Here is a 19,768-nt window from a genome sequence, read left to right on the forward strand (position 1 = left end):
TGGAGGGCGGTGGCGTCAGATACCGAAGCGGTCGCGCAGGGCGTAGTAGGCGGCGCCCATGGCCGTCAGCGGGGCCTGGAAGGTGCGGCCGCCGAACATCGGCATGTGCGGCAGGGAGGCAAAGGCGTCGAAGCGTTCGGCGTCACCCCGGATCACTTCGCTGATCAGCTTGCCCGCCAAATGCGAACAGGTGACACCGTGCCCACTGTAGCCCTGCATGTAGTAGGCATTCTTTTCGATACGGCCAAATTGCGGCATGCGCGACATGGTCAGCAGGAAGTTGCCGGTCCAGCGGTAGTCGATCTTGACGTCTTTCAGCTGCGGGAAGGTCTTGAGGATCTTCGGCCGGATCAGTTGTTCGATGTCGTCCGGCTCGCGGGCGCCATAGACCACGCCGCCGCCATACAGCAGCCGGTTGTCAGCGGTCAGGCGGTAGTAGTCGAGCAGGTAGTTGCAGTCTTCGACGCAGTAATTGTGAGTGATCAGGCTGCGCGCGACTTTTTCCGACAGCGGCTCGGTGACCACGATCTGCGAGCCGCAAGGCATGCTTTTGCGGGTCACCCGTGGGTCGAGGTTTTGCGGCAGGTAGGCGTTGCCGGCGATCAGCAGGTACTTGGCGCGGACCACGCCCTTGGCCGTGCGCACCACGTTGGGCTCGCCGTAGGTGATTTCCTCGGCCGCCGATTGCTCGAAGATCTTGCCGCCCAGGCCGATGATGGCGCTGGCTTCGCCCAGGGCCAGGTTCAGCGGGTGGACGTGGCCGCCCTGCTTGTCCAACAGGCCGCCAACGTAGTTTTCGCAGCCCACTTCACGCGCCATGTCCTGGGCGTCGAGCAGTTGCAGATTGCGGTTGCCGTAGCGCTCCCAGCTGCTTTTCTGTTCAGCCAGGCCCTTGAGCTGCTTTTTGTTCAGCGCGGCGAAGATCCCGCCCGGGCGGTAGTCGCACTGGATGTCGTAGTGCTGGATGCGCTGGCGAATGATATCGGCGCCTTCGAACATCATGCTGCCGAGGATTTCGGCGCTCTTTTCGCCGTAGCGCTGCTCGATCACATCCACGTCACGGCTGTAGGAATTGACCAGTTGCCCGCCGTTGCGCCCGCTGGCGCCAAAGCCGACCTTGGCCGCTTCGAGCACGGTGACGCTGTAGCCGGCTTCAGCCAGGAACAGCGCCGACGACAGGCCGGTATAACCGGCGCCAATGACACAGACATCGCACTCCACCAGCTCTTCAAGCACGGGGAAGTCGCCGGTGTGGTTGCGGGTCGCGGCGTAGTAGCTGTTTACATGAGGTTGCATGGTTCGGACTCCCGGACGACTGGCCGGCGCAGGCCGGCAATCGCCGTTGTTATTAGGGCTTAGAGCTTGATCCAGGTGGCTTTGAGCTCGGTGTACTTGTCAAAGGCGTGCAGCGACTTGTCGCGGCCATTGCCCGACTGTTTGAAGCCGCCGAACGGCGCGGTCATGTCGCCGCCGTCGTACTGGTTGACCCACACGCTGCCGGCGCGCAGGCCCCGGGCGAAGCGGTGGGCGCGGCTGAGGTTGGCGGTCCACACCGCAGCCGCCAGGCCGAAGATGCTGTCGTTGGCGATCGCCAGCGCTTCTTCTTCGGTGTCGAAGCTGATCAGCGACAACACCGGGCCGAAGATCTCTTCGCGGGCGATGGTCATGGCGTTGGTCACACCGTCGAAAATCGTCGGCTCCACGTACTGCCCACCCGTGTCCTGCAGGGTGCGCTGGCCGCCGACCAAGAGCTGGGCGCCCTGCTCCTTGCCGATCTCGATATAGCGCAACACGTTGTCCAGTTGCCGCTGATCGACCACCGCGCCGACCTTGGTCGCCGGGTCCAGGGGATGCCCCGGCTTCCAGGCCTGGAGCGCTTGCACCAGCAACGGAATAAATGCCTCGCGGATCGAGCGCTGCACCAGCAGCCGCGAACCGGCCACGCAGACTTCGCCCTGGTTGAAGGCGATCCCGGCCGCGGCCGCTTCTGCGGCGACGCGCAGGTCCGGGGCATCGGCGAACACCACGTTGGGGCTCTTGCCGCCGGCCTCCAGCCACACCCGCTTCATATTGCTCTGGCCGGAATACGCCAGCAGTTGCTTGGCCACCCCGGTGGAACCGGTAAAGGCCAGCACGTCCACATCCATATGCAGGGCCAGAGCCTTGCCAACGGTGTGGCCGTAGCCCGGCAGCACGTTGAACACGCCCGGGGGAATGCCGGCCTCGAGGGCCAGCCGAGCCAGGCGAATGGCGCTCAGCGGCGACTTTTCCGAAGGCTTGAGGATGAACGAGTTACCCGCCGCCAGGGCCGGAGCGAACTTCCAGCTGGCCATGATCATCGGGAAGTTCCACGGCACGATGGCCGCCACCACGCCGCAGGGTTCCCGCGTGATCAGGCCCAACTGGTCGTGGGGCGTGGGCGCCACTTCGTCGTAGAGCTTGTCGATGGCCTCGGCGCTCCAGCGGATCGCGTTGGCGGTGGCCGGCACGTCGATGGCCATGGAGTCGCCAATCGGCTTGCCCATGTCCAGGGTTTCCAGGAGCGCCAGTTCTTCCTGGTGCTCGAGGATCAGCTCGGCGAACCGCAGCAGCACCCGCTTGCGCGCCGCCGGCGCCTGCAAGCGCCAGACCCCGGACTCGAACGCCCGGCGTGCTGCGCCCACCGCCGCATCGGCGTCGGCGGTATCGGTGCTGGCGACCTGGGCCAGAAAGCGCCCGTCCACCGGGCTGATGCTGTCAAAGGTCGCGCCGCTTTCGGCCCAGCGGTACTCGCCGTCGATAAAGGCCCGGCCTTCAAGGCTCAGGGACTGGAAGTGCTGCTCCCAGTCGTTGCGATGCTTGGTCATATGCAGTGCTCAACGCAAAAAGTGGGAGGGCCGTCAGACCGTGTGCAGGTACCAGTTGTACTCAAGGTCGGAAATCGAATTCTCGAACTCGGCCAGCTCGCTTTCCTTGCACGCCACAAACACGTCGATGTACAGCGGGTCGATGTACTTGGCCATGACTTCGCTGTCGTCCAGCTCGCGCAGGGCATCACGCAGGTTGTTGGGCAGGCTTTGCTCGTTCTGCTCGTAGGAGTTGCCTTCGACCGGCGCCCCCGGCTCGATCTTGTTGGTCAGGCCGTGATGGATACCGGCCAATACCGAGGCCATCAGCAGATAAGGGTTGGCGTCGGCGCCGGCCACCCGGTGCTCGATACGCACGGCATCCGCCGAACCGGTCGGCACGCGCACGGCCACGGTGCGGTTGTCGATGCCCCAGCTTGGCGAGTTCGGCACATAGAACTGCGCGCCGAAGCGGCGATAGGAGTTGACGTTGGGGCAGAGGAACGCCATCTGCGCCGGCAGGGTTTCCAGCACGCCGCCGATGGCGTGGCGCAGGGCGTCGTTGGTTTCCGGGTCTTCGCTGGCGAAGATGTTGTTGCCCTTTTTGTCGAGGATCGAGATGTGCACGTGCAAGCCATTACCGGCCTGGCCCGGGTAGGGCTTGGCCATAAAGGTGGTGTCCATCTCGTGGTCGTAGGCGATGTTTTTCACCAGGCGCTTGAGCAGCACCGCGTAATCGCAGGCCTTGATCGGGTCGCTGACGTGGTGCAGGTTGACCTCGAACTGCGCCGGGGCGCTTTCCTTGACGATGGCGTCGGCGGGGATGCCCTGCTCTTTCGCGCCTTCAAGGATGTCTTGCAGGCAATCGACGTATTCGTCGAGGTCATCGATCAGGTAGACCTGGGTCGAATGCGGGCGCTTGCCGGAGATAGGCGAGCGCGGCGCTTGCGGACGGCCGTTCACGTTGTCCTGGTCAATCAGGTAGAACTCCAGCTCGAACGCGGCGCAGATGGTCAGGCCCAGTTCGTCGAACTTGCTCACCACCTGGCGCAGCACTTCCCGCGGGTCGGCGAAGAACGGCTGGCCTTCGAGCTCATGCATGGTCATCAACAGTTGCGCGGTGGGGCGCTTCTGCCAGGGCTCGATGCTCAGGGTGTCGGGGATCGGGTAGCAGATGCGGTCGGAGTCGCCGATGTCCAGGCCCAGGCCAGTGCTTTCCACGGTGGAGCCGTTGATGTCCAGGGCGAACAACGAGGCCGGGAGGTTGATGCCTTTTTCGTACACCTTGTGCAGCGCGGTGCGTTCGATGCGCTTGCCGCGCACCACGCCGTTCATGTCTGCAATCAGCAGATCGACGTACAGGACCTCAGGGTGTTTCTTCAGAAAGGCGTTGGCTTCGTTGAGCTGAACGGCACGCAGTGGGACCGACATGATGCACCTATTGTGTTAATTATTATGTTCAAAGCTGTTTCGTGACAGCAGTCAATCCGAAAGGCAAAGTGAAGTCAATAGCGAACACCCGGGGCATTTCGTTAATTATATTGACACTAATCAGGCCAATACAGGGCGCACACCCGCCAATCAGCCTGATCGCAGCGATCAGTGTTTATAATTTTTTACAGGAAAGTTGTTAATTAAAATCAACGAGGATAAGCTCTGGAAAAACTCGTTCCAGCGTGAATTTCGAGGTGATAAAAATGGCACTCAAGCCATTGATCGGTGTTACTGCGTGCGTCAAAGAGATTGGCCTGCACCCCTACCATGTCAGCGGCGACAAGTACTTGCGCGCTGTCAGCGTCGCGGCCCTGGGGCTGCCGGTGATCATCCCTTCCCTGGCGGACCTCTGCGAGATCAAGGATCTGCTGCGCTACGTCGATGGCCTGCTGTTTACCGGCTCGCCCTCCAATGTCGAACCCTTCCACTATCAAGGCACTCCCAGCGCGCCGGGCACCGCCCATGACCCGCAGCGCGACGCCACCACCCTGCCCCTGCTGCGGGCGGCGGTGGAGGCTGGCGTGCCGGTCCTCGGTATCTGCCGTGGCTTCCAGGAAATGAACGTGGCCTTTGGCGGCAGCCTGCACCAGAAGGTGCATGAGCTGCCGGGCTATATGGACCACCGCGAAGCCGACGACCCGCGCCTTGAAGTCCAGTACGCCCCGGCGCACCCGGTGGCGATCCAGCCCGGCGGTGCGTTCGAGGCCATGGGCCTGGCCGGCGAGATCCAGGTCAACTCGATCCACAGCCAGGGCATCGACCGCCTGGGCGACGGCCTGCGGGTCGAGGCCGTGGCCCCGGATGGCCTGATCGAAGCCGTTTCCGTGGAGCACAGCCAGGCGTTTGCCTTCGGCGTGCAGTGGCACCCGGAATGGCAGGTCCTGACGAACCCGGCCTACCTGAGCATTTTCCAGGCCTTTGGCGATGCCTGCCGGCAACGTGCCGCGCAGCGTCAGCGCCTGTAACCCAAGGCAGCCCGCACAGGGCTGCAAGCACCCGAGTCACCGATTGACACGCCCTGCCCACCCGGCGCGCGCACTGCTGTGCGCCCGTCGTGCGGCGTGAACGGCAACACCCGAACAACAACAAGCAAGGCCAGGCAGCCAGGACGGCGGCGCCGAATAAACCTGCACAGCACTGACGGTGCAGGTTTGCAATCAACCTTATTAAGTCAGGCCGCATTGGCCCGACGACCTGTTGGGAGTTTCACATGGCAAACGCCTCCAGCATTTATCGCAAGGCTCTGGAAGGTCATCAGCAACCGCAAAAGGTGCTGGTGAAGATCGACCGCGTGACCAAGAAGTTCGATGAAACCGTGGCCGTGGACGATGTGTCCCTGGAGATCCACCAGGGCGAAATCTTTGCCCTGCTGGGCGGTTCCGGTTCCGGCAAATCCACCCTGCTGCGCATGCTCGCCGGTTTCGAACGGCCCACCGAAGGCCGCATCCTGCTGGATGGCGTGGACATCACCGATATGCCGCCCTATGAGCGGCCGATCAACATGATGTTCCAGTCCTATGCCCTGTTCCCGCACATGACCGTGGCCCAGAACATTGCCTTCGGCCTCAAGCAGGATCGCCTGCCGGCCAGCGAGATCGAGGCCCGGGTCGAGGAAATGCTCAAGCTGGTGCACATGACCCAGTACGCCCGGCGCAAACCCCACCAGCTCTCCGGCGGCCAGCGCCAGCGCGTGGCCCTGGCCCGCTCCCTGGCCAAGCGCCCGAAACTGCTGCTGCTGGACGAACCCATGGGCGCCCTGGATAAAAAGCTGCGCTCGCAGATGCAACTGGAGCTGGTGGAGATCATCGAACGCGTGGGCGTGACCTGCGTGATGGTGACCCACGACCAGGAAGAGGCCATGACCATGGCCCAGCGCATCGCCATCATGCACCTGGGCTGGATCGCCCAGATCGGCAGCCCGGTGGACATCTACGAAGCCCCGGTGAGCCGCCTGGTGTGCGAGTTCATCGGCAACGTGAATGCCTTCGACGGCACCGTGGTCGAAGACCTCGAAGGCCACGCCATCATCCACTGCCCCGAGCTGGAACAGCCGATCTACGTCGGCCATGGGGTCAGCACCTCGGTGCAGGACAAGTCGGTGACCTACGCCATCCGCCCGGAAAAAATGCTGGTCAGCACCCTCAAGCCCGAGAACAGCTACAACTGGTCCCAGGGCAAGGTGCATGACATCGCCTACCTCGGCGGCCACTCGGTGTTCTATGTCGAGCTGCCGAGCGGCAAGATCGTCCAGTCGTTCATGGCCAACGCCGAACGCCGTGGTGCCCGGCCGACCTGGGACGACACGGTGTACGTGTGGTGGGAAGACGACAGCGGCGTGGTACTGCGGGCATGAGGACGTCGACCATGAGCACCTTCAATCAGGCGTTGATCCGTGTGCTGCCCAGCGGTCGCAAGCTGGTGATAGGCATTCCCTTCCTCTGGCTGTTCCTGTTTTTCATGCTGCCGTTCTTCCTGGTGATGAAGATCAGCTTCTCCGAAGCGGCGGTGGCGATTCCGCCCTACTCGGAGATCTACAGCTTCGTCGACCAGAAACTCCAGGTGCTGCTGAACCTGGGCAACTACGCCCTGCTGGGTGCCGACGAGTTGTACATCTCGGCCTACCTGGGTTCGCTGAAGATCGCCCTGCTCAGCACCCTGATGTGCCTGGCGATCGGCTTTCCCATGGCCTACGCGATTTCCAAGGCGCGCAAGGAAGCGCAAAACGTGTTGCTGCTGCTGATCATGATGCCGACCTGGACCGCGATCCTGATCCGCGTCTATGCCTGGATGGGCATCCTCAGCAACAACGGCCTGCTCAACGCCTTCCTGATGTGGAGCGGCCTGACTTCGAGCCCGATCGAGATCCTCAACACCAACACCGCGGTGTACATCGGCGTGGTCTACGCCTACCTGCCGTTCATGGTGCTGCCGCTCTACGCCAACCTGGTCAAGCACGACCAGAGCCTGCTGGAAGCGGCGTCGGACCTGGGTTCGAGCAACTTCAACAACTTCTGGAAAATCACCGTGCCCCTGGCCAAGAACGGCATCGTTGCCGGGTGCATGCTGGTGTTCATCCCGGTGGTCGGCGAGTTCGTGATCCCGGAACTGCTGGGCGGCCCGGAGACCCTGATGATCGGCCGCGTGCTGTGGCAGGAGTTCTTCAATAACCGCGACTGGCCGGTGGCGTCCGCCCTGGCGGTGGTGATGCTGGCGATCCTGATTATTCCCATCTTGCTGTTCAACCGCAGCCAGGCCAAAGAAATGGAGGCACGGGCATGAAGCGTTTCAGTTTTTCGACCCTGATGCTGGTGCTCGGCTTGTTGTTCATCTACCTGCCGATGCTGATTCTGGTGATCTACTCGTTCAACGCCTCCAAGCTGGTGACGGTGTGGGGCGGCTGGTCGTTCAAGTGGTACCTGGGCCTGCTGGACAACACCCAACTGATGGGCTCGGTGGCGCGTTCCCTGGAGATTGCCTGCTACACCGCCGTGGCCGCCGTGGCCCTGGGCACCCTGGCCGCGTTCGTGCTGACCCGGGTCACCCGCTTCAAGGGCCGGACCCTGTTCGGCGGCCTGGTGACCGCGCCCCTGGTAATGCCCGAAGTGATCACCGGCCTGTCGCTGTTGCTGCTGTTCGTGGCCATGGCGCAGATGATCGGCTGGCCCATGGAGCGCGGCCTGGTGACCATCTGGATCGCCCACACCACGTTCTGCGCCGCCTATGTCGCGGTGGTGGTCTCGGCACGCCTGCGGGAGCTGGACCTGTCCATCGAAGAAGCCGCCATGGACCTCGGTGCACGGCCATTCAAGGTGTTTTTCCTGATCACAATCCCCATGATCGCGCCCTCGCTCGCGGCGGGCGGCATGATGTCGTTCGCCTTGTCCCTGGATGACCTGGTACTGGCCAGTTTCGTTTCCGGGCCCGGCTCCACCACCCTGCCGATGGAGGTGTTCTCCGCCGTGCGCCTGGGGGTCAAGCCGGAGATCAACGCCGTGGCCAGCCTGATTCTGCTGGCGGTGTCCCTGGTGACCTTCATGGTCTGGTACTTCAGCCGCAAGGCCGAAGCCAACCGCAAGCGGGCGATCCAGGAAGCCATGGAGCAGACCGCCAGCGAAACCTGGCAGGCGCAACCCAAGCAGCCACAACGAACGCCAGCGACGGCCTAGGCCGTCGCGTTTTACCCCACAACAAGAAATGGAGTTGGATGCATGAAAAGGTTTGGCAGGACTCTGCTCACACTGTCCCTGTTGGGCGCCATGGCTGGCGGCGCCCAGGCCGACGACAAGGTGCTGCGCGTCTATAACTGGTCGGACTACATCGCCCCCGACACCCTGAAAAAGTTCGAGGCCGAAACGGGCATCCACGTCACCTACGACGTTTTCGACAGCAATGAAACCCTGGAAGCGCGGCTGCTGGCCGGCAAGTCGGGCTACGACATCGTGGTCCCGTCCAACAGCTTCCTGGCCAAGCAGATCAAGGCCGGGGTCTACCAGCCCCTGGACAAGTCCAAGCTGCCCAACTGGAAGAACCTGAACCCGGTGCTGCTGAAAAACGCCGCCGCCAGCGACCCCGACAACGCCCATGCCTTCCCGTACATGTGGGGCTCGATCGGCATTGGCTATAACCCGGAAAAAGTCCGTCAGGCATTGGGCACCGACGCGCCGCTGAACACCTGGGACCTGCTGTTCAAACCCGAGAACGCCGAGAAGCTCAAGGCCTGCGGCATCAGCTTCCTCGACTCGCCGACCGAAATGCTGCCGGCGGCCCTGCACTACCTGGGCTTCCCGGTGAACTCCCAGGACAAACAGCAGATCGCCCAGGCCCAGGACGTGTTCATGAAGATCCGCCCTTCGGTGGCGTACTTCCATTCGTCCAAGTACATCTCGGACCTGGCCAACGGCAATATCTGCGTGGCCGTGGGCTACTCCGGCGATGTGCTGCAAGCCCGCGCCCGGGCTGAAGAAGCCAACAACGGGGTGAAGATCGACTACAGCATTCCCAAGGAAGGCGCCGGCAGCTTCTACGACATGGTGGCCATCCCCCGGGACGCGAGCAACGTCGACAACGCCTATGCCTTCATGAACTTTCTGCTGCGCCCGGACATCATCGCCGAGGTCACCAACAGCGTCGGCTACAGCAACGCCAACGCGGCGGCCACGCCCCTGGTGGACGAGGCGATCCGCAACGACCCGGCGTCCTACCCGCCCCAGGACGTGCTCGCCACCCTGTACGCGATCCCCGACCAGCCGATCAGCGTGCAGCGCCTGATGACCCGTGGCTGGACCAAGGTCAAGCTCGGCAAATAATCCTGGCGCGCCACGACTCGGCGCGCCCCTGACTTCCGTTCCCGTCGCGCCTTACCACCGCGACCTTTGCTGCGAACGGCTTCACCCGGCCCCCTCGGTTGGGGTGAACCCCTTGGCGCCTTCGCCGGCCGTGTGAACACCACTGGGTTTTCACACGGCCGGTTCGGGCGCCTTTTTTGCGTTCAGCTGGCGCTGCCCAACTGCCGGCGCCGCCAGGGAGCGAAGGTCAGCACGCTGAACAGCGCCAGCCCGCAGACACTCAAGCCGCCGTACAGCATCACCCAGCCAAAGCCATGGGCCAGAGCCGCCTGCGCCGAACCGCCGGCCAGCCACGGCAAACCCTCAAGCGCACCCTGGCCGGCGGCGATCTGTTCCGCCCACAGGCGCACGTGCCCGGCATCCAGCGCACCGCTCAAGTGACGCTGCAGATAGGCGCCGACCCCGGCCACCAGGATCAGGCCCATCAAGGCGATATTCAGCGCCAGGGAAATCATCCGCGCGCTCATGTCGATGCCCGAGGCCATGCCCGCACGCTCGGCAGGCACCGAACCGGTGGTGGTGTTGGTGACCGGGGTATTGCTGATGCCCAGGCCGATCCCCGCCAGCAGCGCGCCGGGCAGTATCGCCAGGCCATTGACCGCCGCCCACTGGCTGGCGCCGTACATCGCCACAAACCCCAGGCCGATGCAAGACAACCCCAGGGGGATCACCCGTCCCGGTTCAAAGCGCAGGGCCAGGCGCTCGCCCACCGGAGGAAAGACCAGGGTCGGCAAGGTGTAGGCCAGCAACGCCAGGCCGCTGTGCAGGCTGTCGTAGCCCAGGGCGCTGTGAAAGTAGATCGGCAGGTAAATCATGAAAGGCCAGAAACTGAAGTTCATGCCCATGGACCCCAGCAACGCCCCGCAGAAGCGCCGGTTGCGCAACACCTCCCGCGCGAACATCGGTTGCGGGCTGCGGCGCTCGGCGCGGACAAAGGCGGCGCAACAGGCCAGGGTCGCCAGGACCATGAGCACGGCGTCGGAGCGGCTCAGGCTCGAGCCCTGGGTCAGGAGAAACACCAGGCCGAACACCGCCAGGGACAGCAGCACAATCCCCGCGCCATCCAGCTTGCCGGCTTGGGCCTGGCGCGATTCCTCCACCCCGCCCAGGGCCAGCCCCAGGGTCAGCAGCGCCAGGGGCCCGTGCACCAGGAAGATCCACGGCCAACTGGACAGCGCCAGGATCACCCCACCGATGATCGGCCCAAACCCCAGGCCGATGCCGAACACCATGCCCCAGGCGGCGAAGGCGCGGCTGCGCTCCGGTCCCTGGTGAAACTGCTGGGACAGGATCGCCACCTGGGTGATCAGCATCGCGCCACCGGCCAGCCCCTGAAGCGCGCGACCGGCAATCAGCAGGTTAACGTCCTGCGCCAGGCCGCAGAGCAACGAGGCCAAGCCGAAGGCCAGGATGCTCAGCACAAACACCCGCTTGCGCCCGAAGCGGTCGGCCAGGGCGCCGGTGGCCATCAGCACCACGGTGCAGGCGATGGTGTAGGCGTTCATGATCCATTGCAGGTCCTTGAAATCACCCTGCAGACGGCTTTCCAGGGCCGGGAGAATCACCGGCACGCTGGAGATTTCCAGGCCGAACATCAGCGCGGCCAGGCAGACCGCCGCCAGGGCCAGGGGGTTGGATAAAGGGGATGGTGGCATCGAGTGGGTTCCAGAAAGAGGGTCGGCAGGTTGCAGCCGCTGGCGACTGCGGGCTCAAGTCTGGGCAAGCGCGCTTGATGACGGAAATGATTAAATTTTGTAGGATCCAGTAATTTCCATCATGAATGGCAGCCTGCCTTGAATATCGATCCCACCCTGCTGCGGGCCTTGGTCGCGGTGCATGAGTGCGGCGGCTTCACCCGCGCCGGCAAACGCCTGAACCTCACCCAGTCGGCGGTCAGCCATCAGATCCGCCGGCTGGAGGAGCAACTGGGCCAGCCCCTGCTGCTGCGCACCACCCGGCGCCTGAGCCTGACCGAAGACGGCCAGGACGTGTTGCAGCATGCGCAGCAGATCCTCGCCTCCCTGGATGCCCTGGCCCGGCGCTTCCAGCCTTCGCGACTGGGCGGCGTGGTGCGCTTCGGCGTCCCCGAGACCTTTATGGGCGAGCGCCTGCCGCCGCTGCTTTGCCAGTTCTCCCGGGCCTTTCCCGAGGTGCGCCTGGACGTCAGCGTCGGCACCTACCTCGACCTGCGCAAAATGCTCAAGGCCGGGGAACTGGACCTGGCGGTGGTGCTCTCGGAAACCGGGCAGCGCGACAGCGGCGAAGTGCTGCGCAGCGCCCGCTTCGTCTGGGTCGCCGCCGAGCACTTCGACCTGGCCCCGGGGGCCTCCCTGCCCCTGGCCCTGGCGCCGGCCCCCTGCGTCAACCGGCAGATCGGCCTCGACGCCCTGGGCACAAGCGCCGGCAGCTGGCACCTGGCGTTCAGCTCGCCAAGCCAGGAAGGCATCCGCAATGCGGTGCTCGCCGGCCTCGGGGTGACCGTGCAGATGGCCAGCGACCTGCGCCCGGGCCTGCGCATGGTCGACGGCGAATACGGCCTGCCGACGCTGCCCGGGGCACGCTTCCTGCTGGCCTGGAGCAGCGGCGAGAAGAGCGCGGCGGCCGAGGCGTTCGGTCAGTTGCTGGTGCACAACGCCGAGCCCCAGGCCCGAGGCAAACCGCTGGCGAAGGAGATTGCGCCCTAGCCCGCGCAAGCTGCCAGCCCGCAGAAGTGGTATTTTTCCCCGCTTCTGCCATGGCGCAGGGGCATGAAGCCCAACGCCGCCATTTTTCAGGGAGCCGTACCGATGAAGTCACCCGTTCACCCTTGCTCGCTGCCCAGTGACTCCAGCATCGCCGGCATCGCCCCCGGCGCGACGTTCATCGATTGCCGCCAGACCCTGGCAACTGATCCCGAACGCACCGCCCTGCGCCATGTGCTGAACCTGATGAGCCAGACCCCGGCCTGGATCGACCACCTGATGAGCCTGCGCAATCGCGTGGTGCAGCTGTTCGGCCTCAAGGACCTGGGGCGCCTGACCCGTATCGACCTGTCGCGCCCCGACGAGGATTACCAGCCTGGCGCTCGGGTCGGCATCTTCACCCTGATCTCCCAGCGCCCCGACGAGGTGCTGGTGGTGGACCGCGACAAGCATCTGGATGTGCACCTGTCGCTGAACCTTCTGCCCCTGACTGCCGACGGCCTGCGCCCGTTGGTGCTGTCCACCGTGGTGCACCCGCACAACTGGCTGGGGCGCCTGTACATGCTGCCGGTGGCGCCGTTTCACCGGATCATCGCGCCCATCACCCTGTCCGCCATCAATCGCCGCTGAACCTCCCTCTCCAAGGATTTTTGCCGTGCATACACCCGATTTCGATGTTGTTGTCGTAGGCCTGGGCGCCATGGGCGCCGCCACCCTTTACCAACTGGCCAAGCGTGGGGTGAAGGTGCTCGGCATCGACCGATTCGCCCCGCCCCACGACCTGGGTTCCAGCCACGGCGACACGCGCATCACCCGCCAGGCGGTGGGCGAAGGCGCGGCCTATGTGCCGCTGGCGATACGCTCGCAGCAGATCTGGCGCGAGCTGGAAAGCGAGCTGGATGTGCAGCTGTTCGAACAGTGCGGGGTGCTGGTGATGACCTCCAGCGCCACTGCGCCCGCCGCCGACGGCGCTGCGGACTTCACCGAACACAGCATCGAGCTGGCGCGGCGCAACGGCATCGAGCATGAGGTGCTGGACGCGGCGCAGATTCGCCAGCGGTTCCCGCAGTTCGCGCCGATCCACGACAGTGCCCTGGGCTACTTCGAACCCGGCGGCGGTTATGTGCGCCCCGAACGTTGCATCGAGGCACAACTGACCCGCGCCCAGGCTCTCGGGGCGACCTGGATCGGCGGCGAAACCGTGACCGCGCTGGCCAACGAAGACGGTCTGGTGCGGATCACCAGCCAAGGCCGCAGCGTGACGGCGGGCAAGGCGATTGTCTGTGCCGGCATGTGGTCGAGCGAGCTGCTGGGGGCGCCCTTCGATCAGTTGCTGCGGGTCTGCCGGCAAACCCTGTATTGGTTCAAGCTCGAGGAGCCGACGCCCTTCGCCCCGTGCTCGCCGAGTTTTATCATCCACGGCGCCAGCGAGGCCGAGACCTGCTACGGCTTTCCGCCGGTTCCCGGGGAAGGCAGCATGAAAATCGCCACCGAGCAGTACAGCGCCACCTCGCTGCCGGACACCCTGGATCGCCAGGTCAGCCGCGCCGAGGCCGAGCAGATGTACCGCCAACTGGTGGCGGTCAATTTCACCGGGGTGACCCCGCAGTTGGTGAAGTCGGCGGTCTGCGCCTACACCGTGACCCCGGATTCGGGTTTTATCATCGACCAGCACCCGCGCCTGGCCAATGTCACGGTGGTCAGCGCCTGCTCCGGACATGGCTTCAAGCACTCGGCGGCCATCGGCGAAGCCCTGGCCCAACAGTGTGTCGATGGCCGCAGCGAGGTGGACCTGAGCGCCTTCAGCTTGCAGCGCTTCAGCAGCGGGCAGGGGCGATGAACGGCTAAAAGCGCCGATCTTTGGGCTATTGGGTAAAAACAGCCGGGGTACGGCGTTTTTTCGTGTTTGCGCGACGCATTCAGCCTTGCCGGTTGGGCCAGTCTCTACGATTCTGTAAGAACCCCTGCGGGCGATGCGTCGTCGCCTCAGGCACAACAACAGGAGCGCCCCATGAAGAGCGTCGCGCAAGTACTCAAGCTGAAGGCCCAACACAACCAGAAAGTCCACACCATCGCGCCCCACCAGATGGTGCTGGAGGCCCTGATGCTGATGGCGGAAAAAAACGTCGGCGCCCTGCCGGTCCTGGAAAACGGCGTGGTCGTGGGGGTCATCAGTGAGCGCGACTATGCGCGCAAACTGGTGTTGCACGGGCGCTCCTCGGTGGGCACCCCGGTCAGCGCGATCATGAGTTCGCCGGTGATTACCGTGGACTCGCACCAGAGCGTCGACACCTGCATGGGCATCATGACCGACAGCCACCTGCGGCACTTGCCGGTGGTGGAGAACGGGCAGTTGCTGGGCCTGCTGTCCATCGGCGACCTGGTCAAGGAAGCCATCGCCGAACAGGCCGACCTGATTCGCCAGTTGGAGCAATACATTCGTGGCGAATAGCCTGTAGCCGCTGCCGCAGGTTCGGGCCGCGTTCGGACGCTGGCCCTTATCGGCGCTGAAGATATACCTGAGCAACCTCCAGCGCCGTCCAAGGCCAGCGCAGCCTCGTGCCTCGGCAGCGGCGTATGGCGCCCTTTAACAGCCTGAAACAGTTATTCACCCCGATTCACCCGCTCAGCGTCCGCGCCCTGTCTGGGCGCCAGGGCTTGCAGTGCGCGGCATGCAGGCCACTTGCACCCCCGGCGAAGCATTCGCCAACACCTGCGTGGCCGGGAATATCCCCCCTTTGCCCTCGTAGCCCGGTAACATCGCGCACACTTTTATGACCGCTTAATGACTGGAACCCTCTTTGTGAATTTCATCCGTCACGGGTTGCAACACCCCCGCGCCGCGCTGATCGCCCTGATCGGCTGGGTGCTGATCCTGCCCCTGGTCCTGCGCGCCGTGCTGGGCTGGTCCGAACCCCTGGGCTACGTCTCCGACCTGGCCATCGGCAGCCTGCTGGTGGTCACGCTGCATCGCCGGCCGTGGTGGCTGGCGCTGCCGGTGCTGCTGGTGTGGAGCCTGTTTACCCTGTCCAGCGCCGAGCTGGTCACCGCTGTCGGCCGGTTGCCGACGCCGGCGGACCTGCACTACCTGATCGACCCGCAATTTCTGGGCAACTCCACCGGCGGCGGCATGTCCCAGCCCTGGATCGGCGTCGCCCTGCTCCTGGCCCTGGGCCTGTGGCTGGCCACCCGCTGGGCCGGCCGGGCCCATGCCGCCCCGCCCTTGCCGCGCTACAGCGGCTGCGTGCCGGTGCTGCTGTTGATCGCCCATTGGGGCACCCAGAACCTGCAGCCGTCCGAGGCTGACCAGTGGCGCCTGTTCAACCTGCCCCATCAACTGCTGGCCGCGGGCGTCGGTGAACTCCAGACCCGCGCCGAAGACTGGCTCGAAGGCGATATCGCCGATATCCCTCCGCAGATGGCCGGGCTGACCCAGCTCGACCTGCAAGGGGAAAAACTGCTGGCAGCCCCGGGCCGGGCACGCAACGTCTTGATCATTGCCCTGGAAGGCATCCCCGGGGCCTACATCGGCGCCAACCGCCAGGCGCTGCACAGCAGCTACCAGGAAAACCTCATGCCCAACCTCAGCCGCTGGGCCGAGCGCGGCATGAACACCCCGGACTACGTGCTGCACAGCCACCAGACCATTCGCGGCCTGTACGCCATGCTTTGCGGCGACTACGACAAACTCGACAACGGCACGCCCAAGGGTGTGGAAATGCTCACCCAGAGCGAGCGCAACCTGGCCTGCCTGCCGGCCCAACTGCGCAAGAACGGCTTCGCCACCCATTACCTGCAGGGTGCGGGCCTGCGGTTCATGGCCAAGGACCAGATCATGCCGCACATCGGCTTTGCCGCGACCCACGGCCTGGAGTGGTTCAAGAACGACAACTACCTGGAATTTCCCTGGGGCAAGGACGACAAGGCCTTTTTCGAAGGCGCCCTGGACTACGTCGGCCAGCTGAAAAAACAGAAAAAGCCCTGGATGCTGACCCTGCTCACCGTCGGCACCCACCAGCCCTACTCGGCCCCCGACGACTACCTGCAGCGCTACGACAGCCCCAAGCAGGCGGCCGTGGGTTACCTGGATGACGCCCTGGAACAGTTCCTCAGCGGCCTGGAACGCAAAGGCGTGCTCAAGGACACCCTGGTGGTGATCACCTCGGACGAGTCCCACGGCATCGACGGCGTACGCCTGGCCTCTTCCTGGGGGTTCAACCTGACCCTGGCACCGGAGCAGGCGCAACTGCCGAAGATCAAGTCCGGGGTCTACGGGCACGTGGACCTGAGCGCGTCGATCCTCGACTACTTCGCCTTGCCGGTGCCCTCCGCCCTCAGCGGCCGTTCGCTGTTTCGCGAGTACAGCAGCGGGCGCGAGATCATGTCCTACACCAACGGCAAGCTGCGCTACCACGACGGCCAGGGCACCCTGACCGAGTGCGACTTCCAGCAGCGCTGCCGCTACTACGCCAGCCCCGGCTTTATCGCCGAGCGCGCCACCCTGCAGGGGCAGTACGGCGGCCAGCGCGCGCGCCTGATCAGCGCCCGGGCCACGGCCCTGGACGGCACCCTGCTGCGCACGCCGTTGAACCAGCACTACCAGTTCGGCAGCCCGGCGGTAATCCCATTGCAGGCGCAGATCAAGGATGACTGGGCCGACAACCTGATCGGCGCCCAGTACCTGGAAATGCCCAAGGGCTCCCAGACCAGCGTGCGCCTCAAGGTGCGTTCCCTGGACCCGCAACAGAACGCCTACATCCTGCTCAAGGCCAAGGAGCTGGAGCAGGATGTGCAACTGGGCCTGCCGGACGGCGAGATGCTGGTGACTCCGGACCAGCCCCTGGAACTGGACTTCCGCTTCGCCAACCCGGAGTCGCGCAAGGCGTTCTCCTTCCACCTGCTGGGTTATGGCCATGGCGCCATTGAAGTCAGTGATTTCAGCGTGGTGACCGAAGTGCCCGGGCAGGAAGAAGCCCTGGACGATGTGCCGGACGACCACGTCGCCCAATCCAGCTGAACCGCTGCCGTTGCCGCGCCCCTCGACGCCGCGGCAACGGCCTCAGCCCCTCGCTTCAGCCCCTGCCGCCCCCGTGCGGCGAGCGCGTCCTGCGCCAGCCGCCGCCCCTGCTGTTACCTGCTGAAACAACTGCGCCGGCCAATTCGGCAATTAAAATTACCTGTACATGAAACTTTTTTTGTACAGCTTTAGTCCGACCGTCGATGTCATTTAAACATCAATACGCCATCACTCGGCGCCACCTGTGGCAAGCGCCTGTGACTCTTTCGGCCAACGGTTCAGGAACCACCTCCCATGTTTTCCAATCTGAGCATTTCGCAAAAGCTGTATGCAGGTTTCGGCCTGGTCCTGCTGATTATCCTGGTCCTGGTGCTCTCGGCGTTGCGCGGCTTCGATCAGGTCAGCAACAGCGTCAAAAGCAACATCCACAGCTACGAAGTGATGAACGAATCCGGATCCCTGCTGCGCAGCCTGATCAATATCGAAACCGGCGTGCGCGGTTTTGCCCTGAGCGGCCAGGAGAGTTTCCTGCAACCCCTGCAGGACGGTGAAAAGGCCTTCGCCGAGTACTACGCCCGCATCAAGAGCAGCACCGCCGACAACCCGGCGCAGCAGTCGCGCCTGGAGCGCATCAAGGCCCTGCACGAACAGTGGATGCGCGACGATATCCAGAGCTACCTCAACCTGCGGCGTGCGGTGACCGCCGGCAGCCAGCCGCTGTCGGCGCTGCTCGAGCAGATCGCCGCCGGCCGCGACAAGGCCAAGATGGATGGCATGCGCCAGTTGATCAGTGAACTGCGCGACGACGAACGAGGGCTGCTGGAGAGCCGCTCCAGCGCCATGGCCGAGGCCAAGCGCTCGGCCCTGGTGATCCTGATCGGCGGCGGCCTGGCCGCGGCCGTCCTGGCACTGCTGGTGGCCTGGTCGCTGTCGTCGAACCTGGTGGGGCGCCTCCGCCAGGCGGTGGACGTGGCCAAGGCGATCGCCGACGGGCGCCTGGACAGCAGCATCGCCAGCAGCGGCAAGGATGAAGTCAGCAACCTGCTCAGCGCCTTCGGCGTGATGCAGGAGCGCCTGCGGAGCATGATCACCGGCATCAAGCAAGGCGCCGATCAACTGGTGGCCGCGTCCCAGAGTATCTCCAGCGCCTCGACCCAGCTCTCGGCCTCGGCCCAGGAACAATCCCACTCGGCCTCGTCCATGGCGGCCACGGTGGAAGAACTGACGGTCAGCATCAACCACGTGGCCGACAACGCCGGCGAAGCCCACGCCATGTCCAGCGACTCGGGGCGCCAGTCCGAGGAAGGCGGCAGCGTGATCCAGGAGACCCTGGCCAGCATGCGTCTGATTGCCGACACGGTGCAGTCCTCGGCAACCCAGATCGCGGAACTGGACCAGCACTCCGAGCAGATTTCCAGCATTGTCAGCGTGATCAAGGGCATCGCCGAGCAGACCAACCTGCTGGCGCTCAACGCCGCCATCGAGGCCGCCCGCGCCGGCGAACAGGGCCGCGGGTTCGCCGTGGTGGCCGATGAAGTACGGCTGCTGGCGCAACGCACCGCCAACTCGACCCAGGAAATCACCGAGATGATCAAGAAGATCCAGGTCGGCACCCGGGATGCCGTGACTCAGATGGACGTGGGGGTGGAGCAGGTGAAGACCGGGGTCGAACTGGCGCAGCAGGCCGGGGAAGCCATCGTCAATATCCGCCAGTCTTCAGGCAGCGTGGTGCGGGTGGTGGACCAGATTTCCCTGGCCCTGCGCGAACAGACCGCCGCCAGCCAGGACGTGGCGCGCAACGTCGAGCGCATCGCCCAGATGTCCCAGCAGAACAGCCAGGCCGTGGAGGAAACCACCGCCACCGCGCGCTCGCTGCAGCAGTTGGCACACAACCTCGAACAGCAGGTGAATGTGTTCCGCCTGTAAACCCGCCGGACCCAGCGCTTCACGCAGGTGAAGCGCTGCTTCAGATCCACCGGGGGTCGATTTTCCCGGACCAGGCCAGCAGCGCCGCCAGCAGGAAAAAACTGCCACAGGCGGTTTCGACCTTCTGCTCCACGGCCGGCGCCGTGCGGTAGCAGTGACCGACAAAGCAGCCCTGCTGAAAGTCGCCCCCACGAATGATCGCCGCCAATTGCGCCTCGGCCTGCTGGCGCAAGGCCTCGCCATCAGCCGCCGTGGCCGCCAGCCCGAACAGGGCCAGGGCGACCATGGCCGCCGCGCAGGGATCATCCGCACCCTGGGGTTCATACAACCGATTGACCGGCCCGGCCAACGCTCGGCTGCGCAACCAGTACGCGGCCGCGCGCTGGGCATCGGCAGTGAATGGCGCGCCGTACAGCTCGGCCCCCACCCCCAGGCCGAGCAGGGCCCAGGCCTGACCCCGAGACCAGTTGCCCGGCGCAT

14 protein-coding genes and 3 pseudogenes are annotated in these 19,768 nt (G+C 64.6%); 12 read left to right on the forward strand and 5 right to left on the reverse strand.

The genetic code is table 11. From position 1 onward, the window contains the following. Positions 1-15: 15 nt before the first annotated feature. Genes CF161_RS19075 through CF161_RS19085 form a run of 3 tightly spaced genes read right to left on the reverse strand, consistent with a single transcriptional unit; the run spans position 16 to position 4,256 of the window. Positions 16-1,296: an FAD-binding oxidoreductase gene (locus CF161_RS19075; protein WP_020298236.1), complete on the reverse strand. Its 1,281-nt coding sequence runs from the start codon at positions 1,294-1,296 to the stop codon at positions 16-18. A gap of 59 nt (positions 1,297-1,355) precedes the next feature. Beyond that, positions 1,356-2,846 carry an aldehyde dehydrogenase gene (locus CF161_RS19080; RefSeq protein WP_020298237.1) on the reverse strand — a complete coding sequence of 497 codons (1,491 nt, stop codon included), beginning with the start codon at positions 2,844-2,846 and terminating at the stop codon, positions 1,356-1,358. A 33-nt stretch (positions 2,847-2,879) separates the two neighbouring features. Then, entirely contained in the window at positions 2,880-4,256 is a 1,377-nt protein-coding gene (locus CF161_RS19085) for a glutamine synthetase family protein (RefSeq protein ID WP_020298238.1), read from the reverse strand. 266 nt (positions 4,257-4,522) lie between these two features. Between CF161_RS19085 and CF161_RS19090 the strand changes: the two genes are divergently transcribed. The 5 genes from CF161_RS19090 to CF161_RS19110 all read left to right on the forward strand — a co-directional run bounded on the left by CF161_RS19090 (position 4,523) and on the right by CF161_RS19110 (position 9,625). Beyond that, on the forward strand, positions 4,523-5,284 hold the full coding sequence (locus CF161_RS19090) for a gamma-glutamyl-gamma-aminobutyrate hydrolase family protein (protein WP_020298239.1): 762 nt from the start codon (positions 4,523-4,525) through the stop codon (positions 5,282-5,284). A 245-nt stretch (positions 5,285-5,529) separates the two neighbouring features. Beyond that, positions 5,530-6,672, forward strand: a complete 1,143-nt coding sequence (gene potA, locus CF161_RS19095) for a polyamine ABC transporter ATP-binding protein (protein WP_020298240.1) — start codon at positions 5,530-5,532, stop codon at positions 6,670-6,672. A 44-nt stretch (positions 6,673-6,716) separates the two neighbouring features. Next, on the forward strand, positions 6,717-7,598 hold the full coding sequence (locus CF161_RS19100) for an ABC transporter permease subunit (protein WP_177326789.1): 882 nt from the start codon (positions 6,717-6,719) through the stop codon (positions 7,596-7,598). Next, positions 7,595-8,485 carry an ABC transporter permease subunit gene (locus CF161_RS19105; protein WP_020298242.1) on the forward strand — a complete coding sequence of 297 codons (891 nt, stop codon included), beginning with the start codon at positions 7,595-7,597 and terminating at the stop codon, positions 8,483-8,485. The genes CF161_RS19100 and CF161_RS19105 overlap by 4 nt, the downstream gene beginning before the upstream one ends. A gap of 42 nt (positions 8,486-8,527) precedes the next feature. Continuing rightward, positions 8,528-9,625: a polyamine ABC transporter substrate-binding protein gene (locus CF161_RS19110; RefSeq protein ID WP_020298243.1), complete on the forward strand. Its 1,098-nt coding sequence runs from the start codon at positions 8,528-8,530 to the stop codon at positions 9,623-9,625. A gap of 182 nt (positions 9,626-9,807) precedes the next feature. On the opposite strand, the gene CF161_RS19115 is transcribed toward CF161_RS19110, so the two are convergent. Further along, entirely contained in the window at positions 9,808-11,319 is a 1,512-nt protein-coding gene (locus CF161_RS19115) for an MFS transporter (protein WP_020298244.1), read from the reverse strand. A gap of 138 nt (positions 11,320-11,457) precedes the next feature. Between CF161_RS19115 and CF161_RS19120 the strand changes: the two genes are divergently transcribed. The 7 genes and pseudogenes from CF161_RS19120 to CF161_RS33715 form a co-directional block, all read left to right on the forward strand. Further along, positions 11,458-12,348 carry a LysR family transcriptional regulator gene (locus CF161_RS19120; protein ID WP_020298245.1) on the forward strand — a complete coding sequence of 297 codons (891 nt, stop codon included), beginning with the start codon at positions 11,458-11,460 and terminating at the stop codon, positions 12,346-12,348. Positions 12,349-12,450: 102 nt separating this feature from the next. Beyond that, positions 12,451-12,975: a DUF2867 domain-containing protein gene (locus CF161_RS19125; protein ID WP_020298246.1), complete on the forward strand. Its 525-nt coding sequence runs from the start codon at positions 12,451-12,453 to the stop codon at positions 12,973-12,975. A gap of 25 nt (positions 12,976-13,000) precedes the next feature. Then, positions 13,001-14,185, forward strand: a complete 1,185-nt coding sequence (gene solA / locus CF161_RS19130; RefSeq protein WP_020298247.1) for an N-methyl-L-tryptophan oxidase — start codon at positions 13,001-13,003, stop codon at positions 14,183-14,185. Between the two features lie 171 nt (positions 14,186-14,356). Continuing rightward, complete coding sequence (locus CF161_RS19135) at positions 14,357-14,797, forward strand: CBS domain-containing protein (protein WP_020298248.1); 441 nt, start codon at positions 14,357-14,359, stop codon at positions 14,795-14,797. 333 nt (positions 14,798-15,130) lie between these two features. Further along, positions 15,131-17,362: an LTA synthase family protein gene (locus tag CF161_RS19140; protein ID WP_371106534.1), complete on the forward strand. Its 2,232-nt coding sequence runs from the start codon at positions 15,131-15,133 to the stop codon at positions 17,360-17,362. A 294-nt stretch (positions 17,363-17,656) separates the two neighbouring features. Beyond that, positions 17,657-18,430, forward strand: a pseudogene (locus CF161_RS33710) (CHASE3 domain-containing protein); the annotation flags it as partial. 270 nt (positions 18,431-18,700) lie between these two features. Further along, positions 18,701-19,288 (forward strand): annotated as a pseudogene (locus tag CF161_RS33715) (methyl-accepting chemotaxis protein); the annotation flags it as partial. A 40-nt stretch (positions 19,289-19,328) separates the two neighbouring features. Here CF161_RS33715 and CF161_RS33175 read toward each other — a convergent pair. Further along, a pseudogene (locus tag CF161_RS33175) lies at positions 19,329-19,768 on the reverse strand (glucuronyl hydrolase); the annotation flags it as partial.

This window comes from Pseudomonas sp. CF161, from assembly GCF_000416215.1.
Classification (GTDB): Bacteria; Pseudomonadota; Gammaproteobacteria; order Pseudomonadales; family Pseudomonadaceae; genus Aquipseudomonas.

Excerpts from the sequence above, each read along its gene's own strand:
- CF161_RS19075 (WP_020298236.1), bottom strand. The coding sequence starts at position 1,296 with ATGCAACCTCATGTAAACAGCTACTACGCCGCGACCCGCAACCACACC.
- CF161_RS19115 (WP_020298244.1), bottom strand. The coding sequence starts at position 11,319 with ATGCCACCATCCCCTTTATCCAACCCCCTGGCCCTGGCGGCGGTCTGC.
- potA (WP_020298240.1), top strand. The coding sequence starts at position 5,530 with ATGGCAAACGCCTCCAGCATTTATCGCAAGGCTCTGGAAGGTCATCAG.
- CF161_RS19090 (WP_020298239.1), top strand. The coding sequence starts at position 4,523 with ATGGCACTCAAGCCATTGATCGGTGTTACTGCGTGCGTCAAAGAGATT.
- CF161_RS19110 (WP_020298243.1), top strand. The coding sequence starts at position 8,528 with ATGAAAAGGTTTGGCAGGACTCTGCTCACACTGTCCCTGTTGGGCGCC.
- CF161_RS19140 (WP_371106534.1), top strand. The coding sequence starts at position 15,131 with ATGACTGGAACCCTCTTTGTGAATTTCATCCGTCACGGGTTGCAACAC.
- CF161_RS19125 (WP_020298246.1), top strand. The coding sequence starts at position 12,451 with ATGAAGTCACCCGTTCACCCTTGCTCGCTGCCCAGTGACTCCAGCATC.
- CF161_RS19135 (WP_020298248.1), top strand. The coding sequence starts at position 14,357 with ATGAAGAGCGTCGCGCAAGTACTCAAGCTGAAGGCCCAACACAACCAG.
- CF161_RS19085 (WP_020298238.1), bottom strand. The coding sequence starts at position 4,256 with ATGTCGGTCCCACTGCGTGCCGTTCAGCTCAACGAAGCCAACGCCTTT.
- CF161_RS19080 (WP_020298237.1), bottom strand. The coding sequence starts at position 2,846 with ATGACCAAGCATCGCAACGACTGGGAGCAGCACTTCCAGTCCCTGAGC.
- CF161_RS19105 (WP_020298242.1), top strand. The coding sequence starts at position 7,595 with ATGAAGCGTTTCAGTTTTTCGACCCTGATGCTGGTGCTCGGCTTGTTG.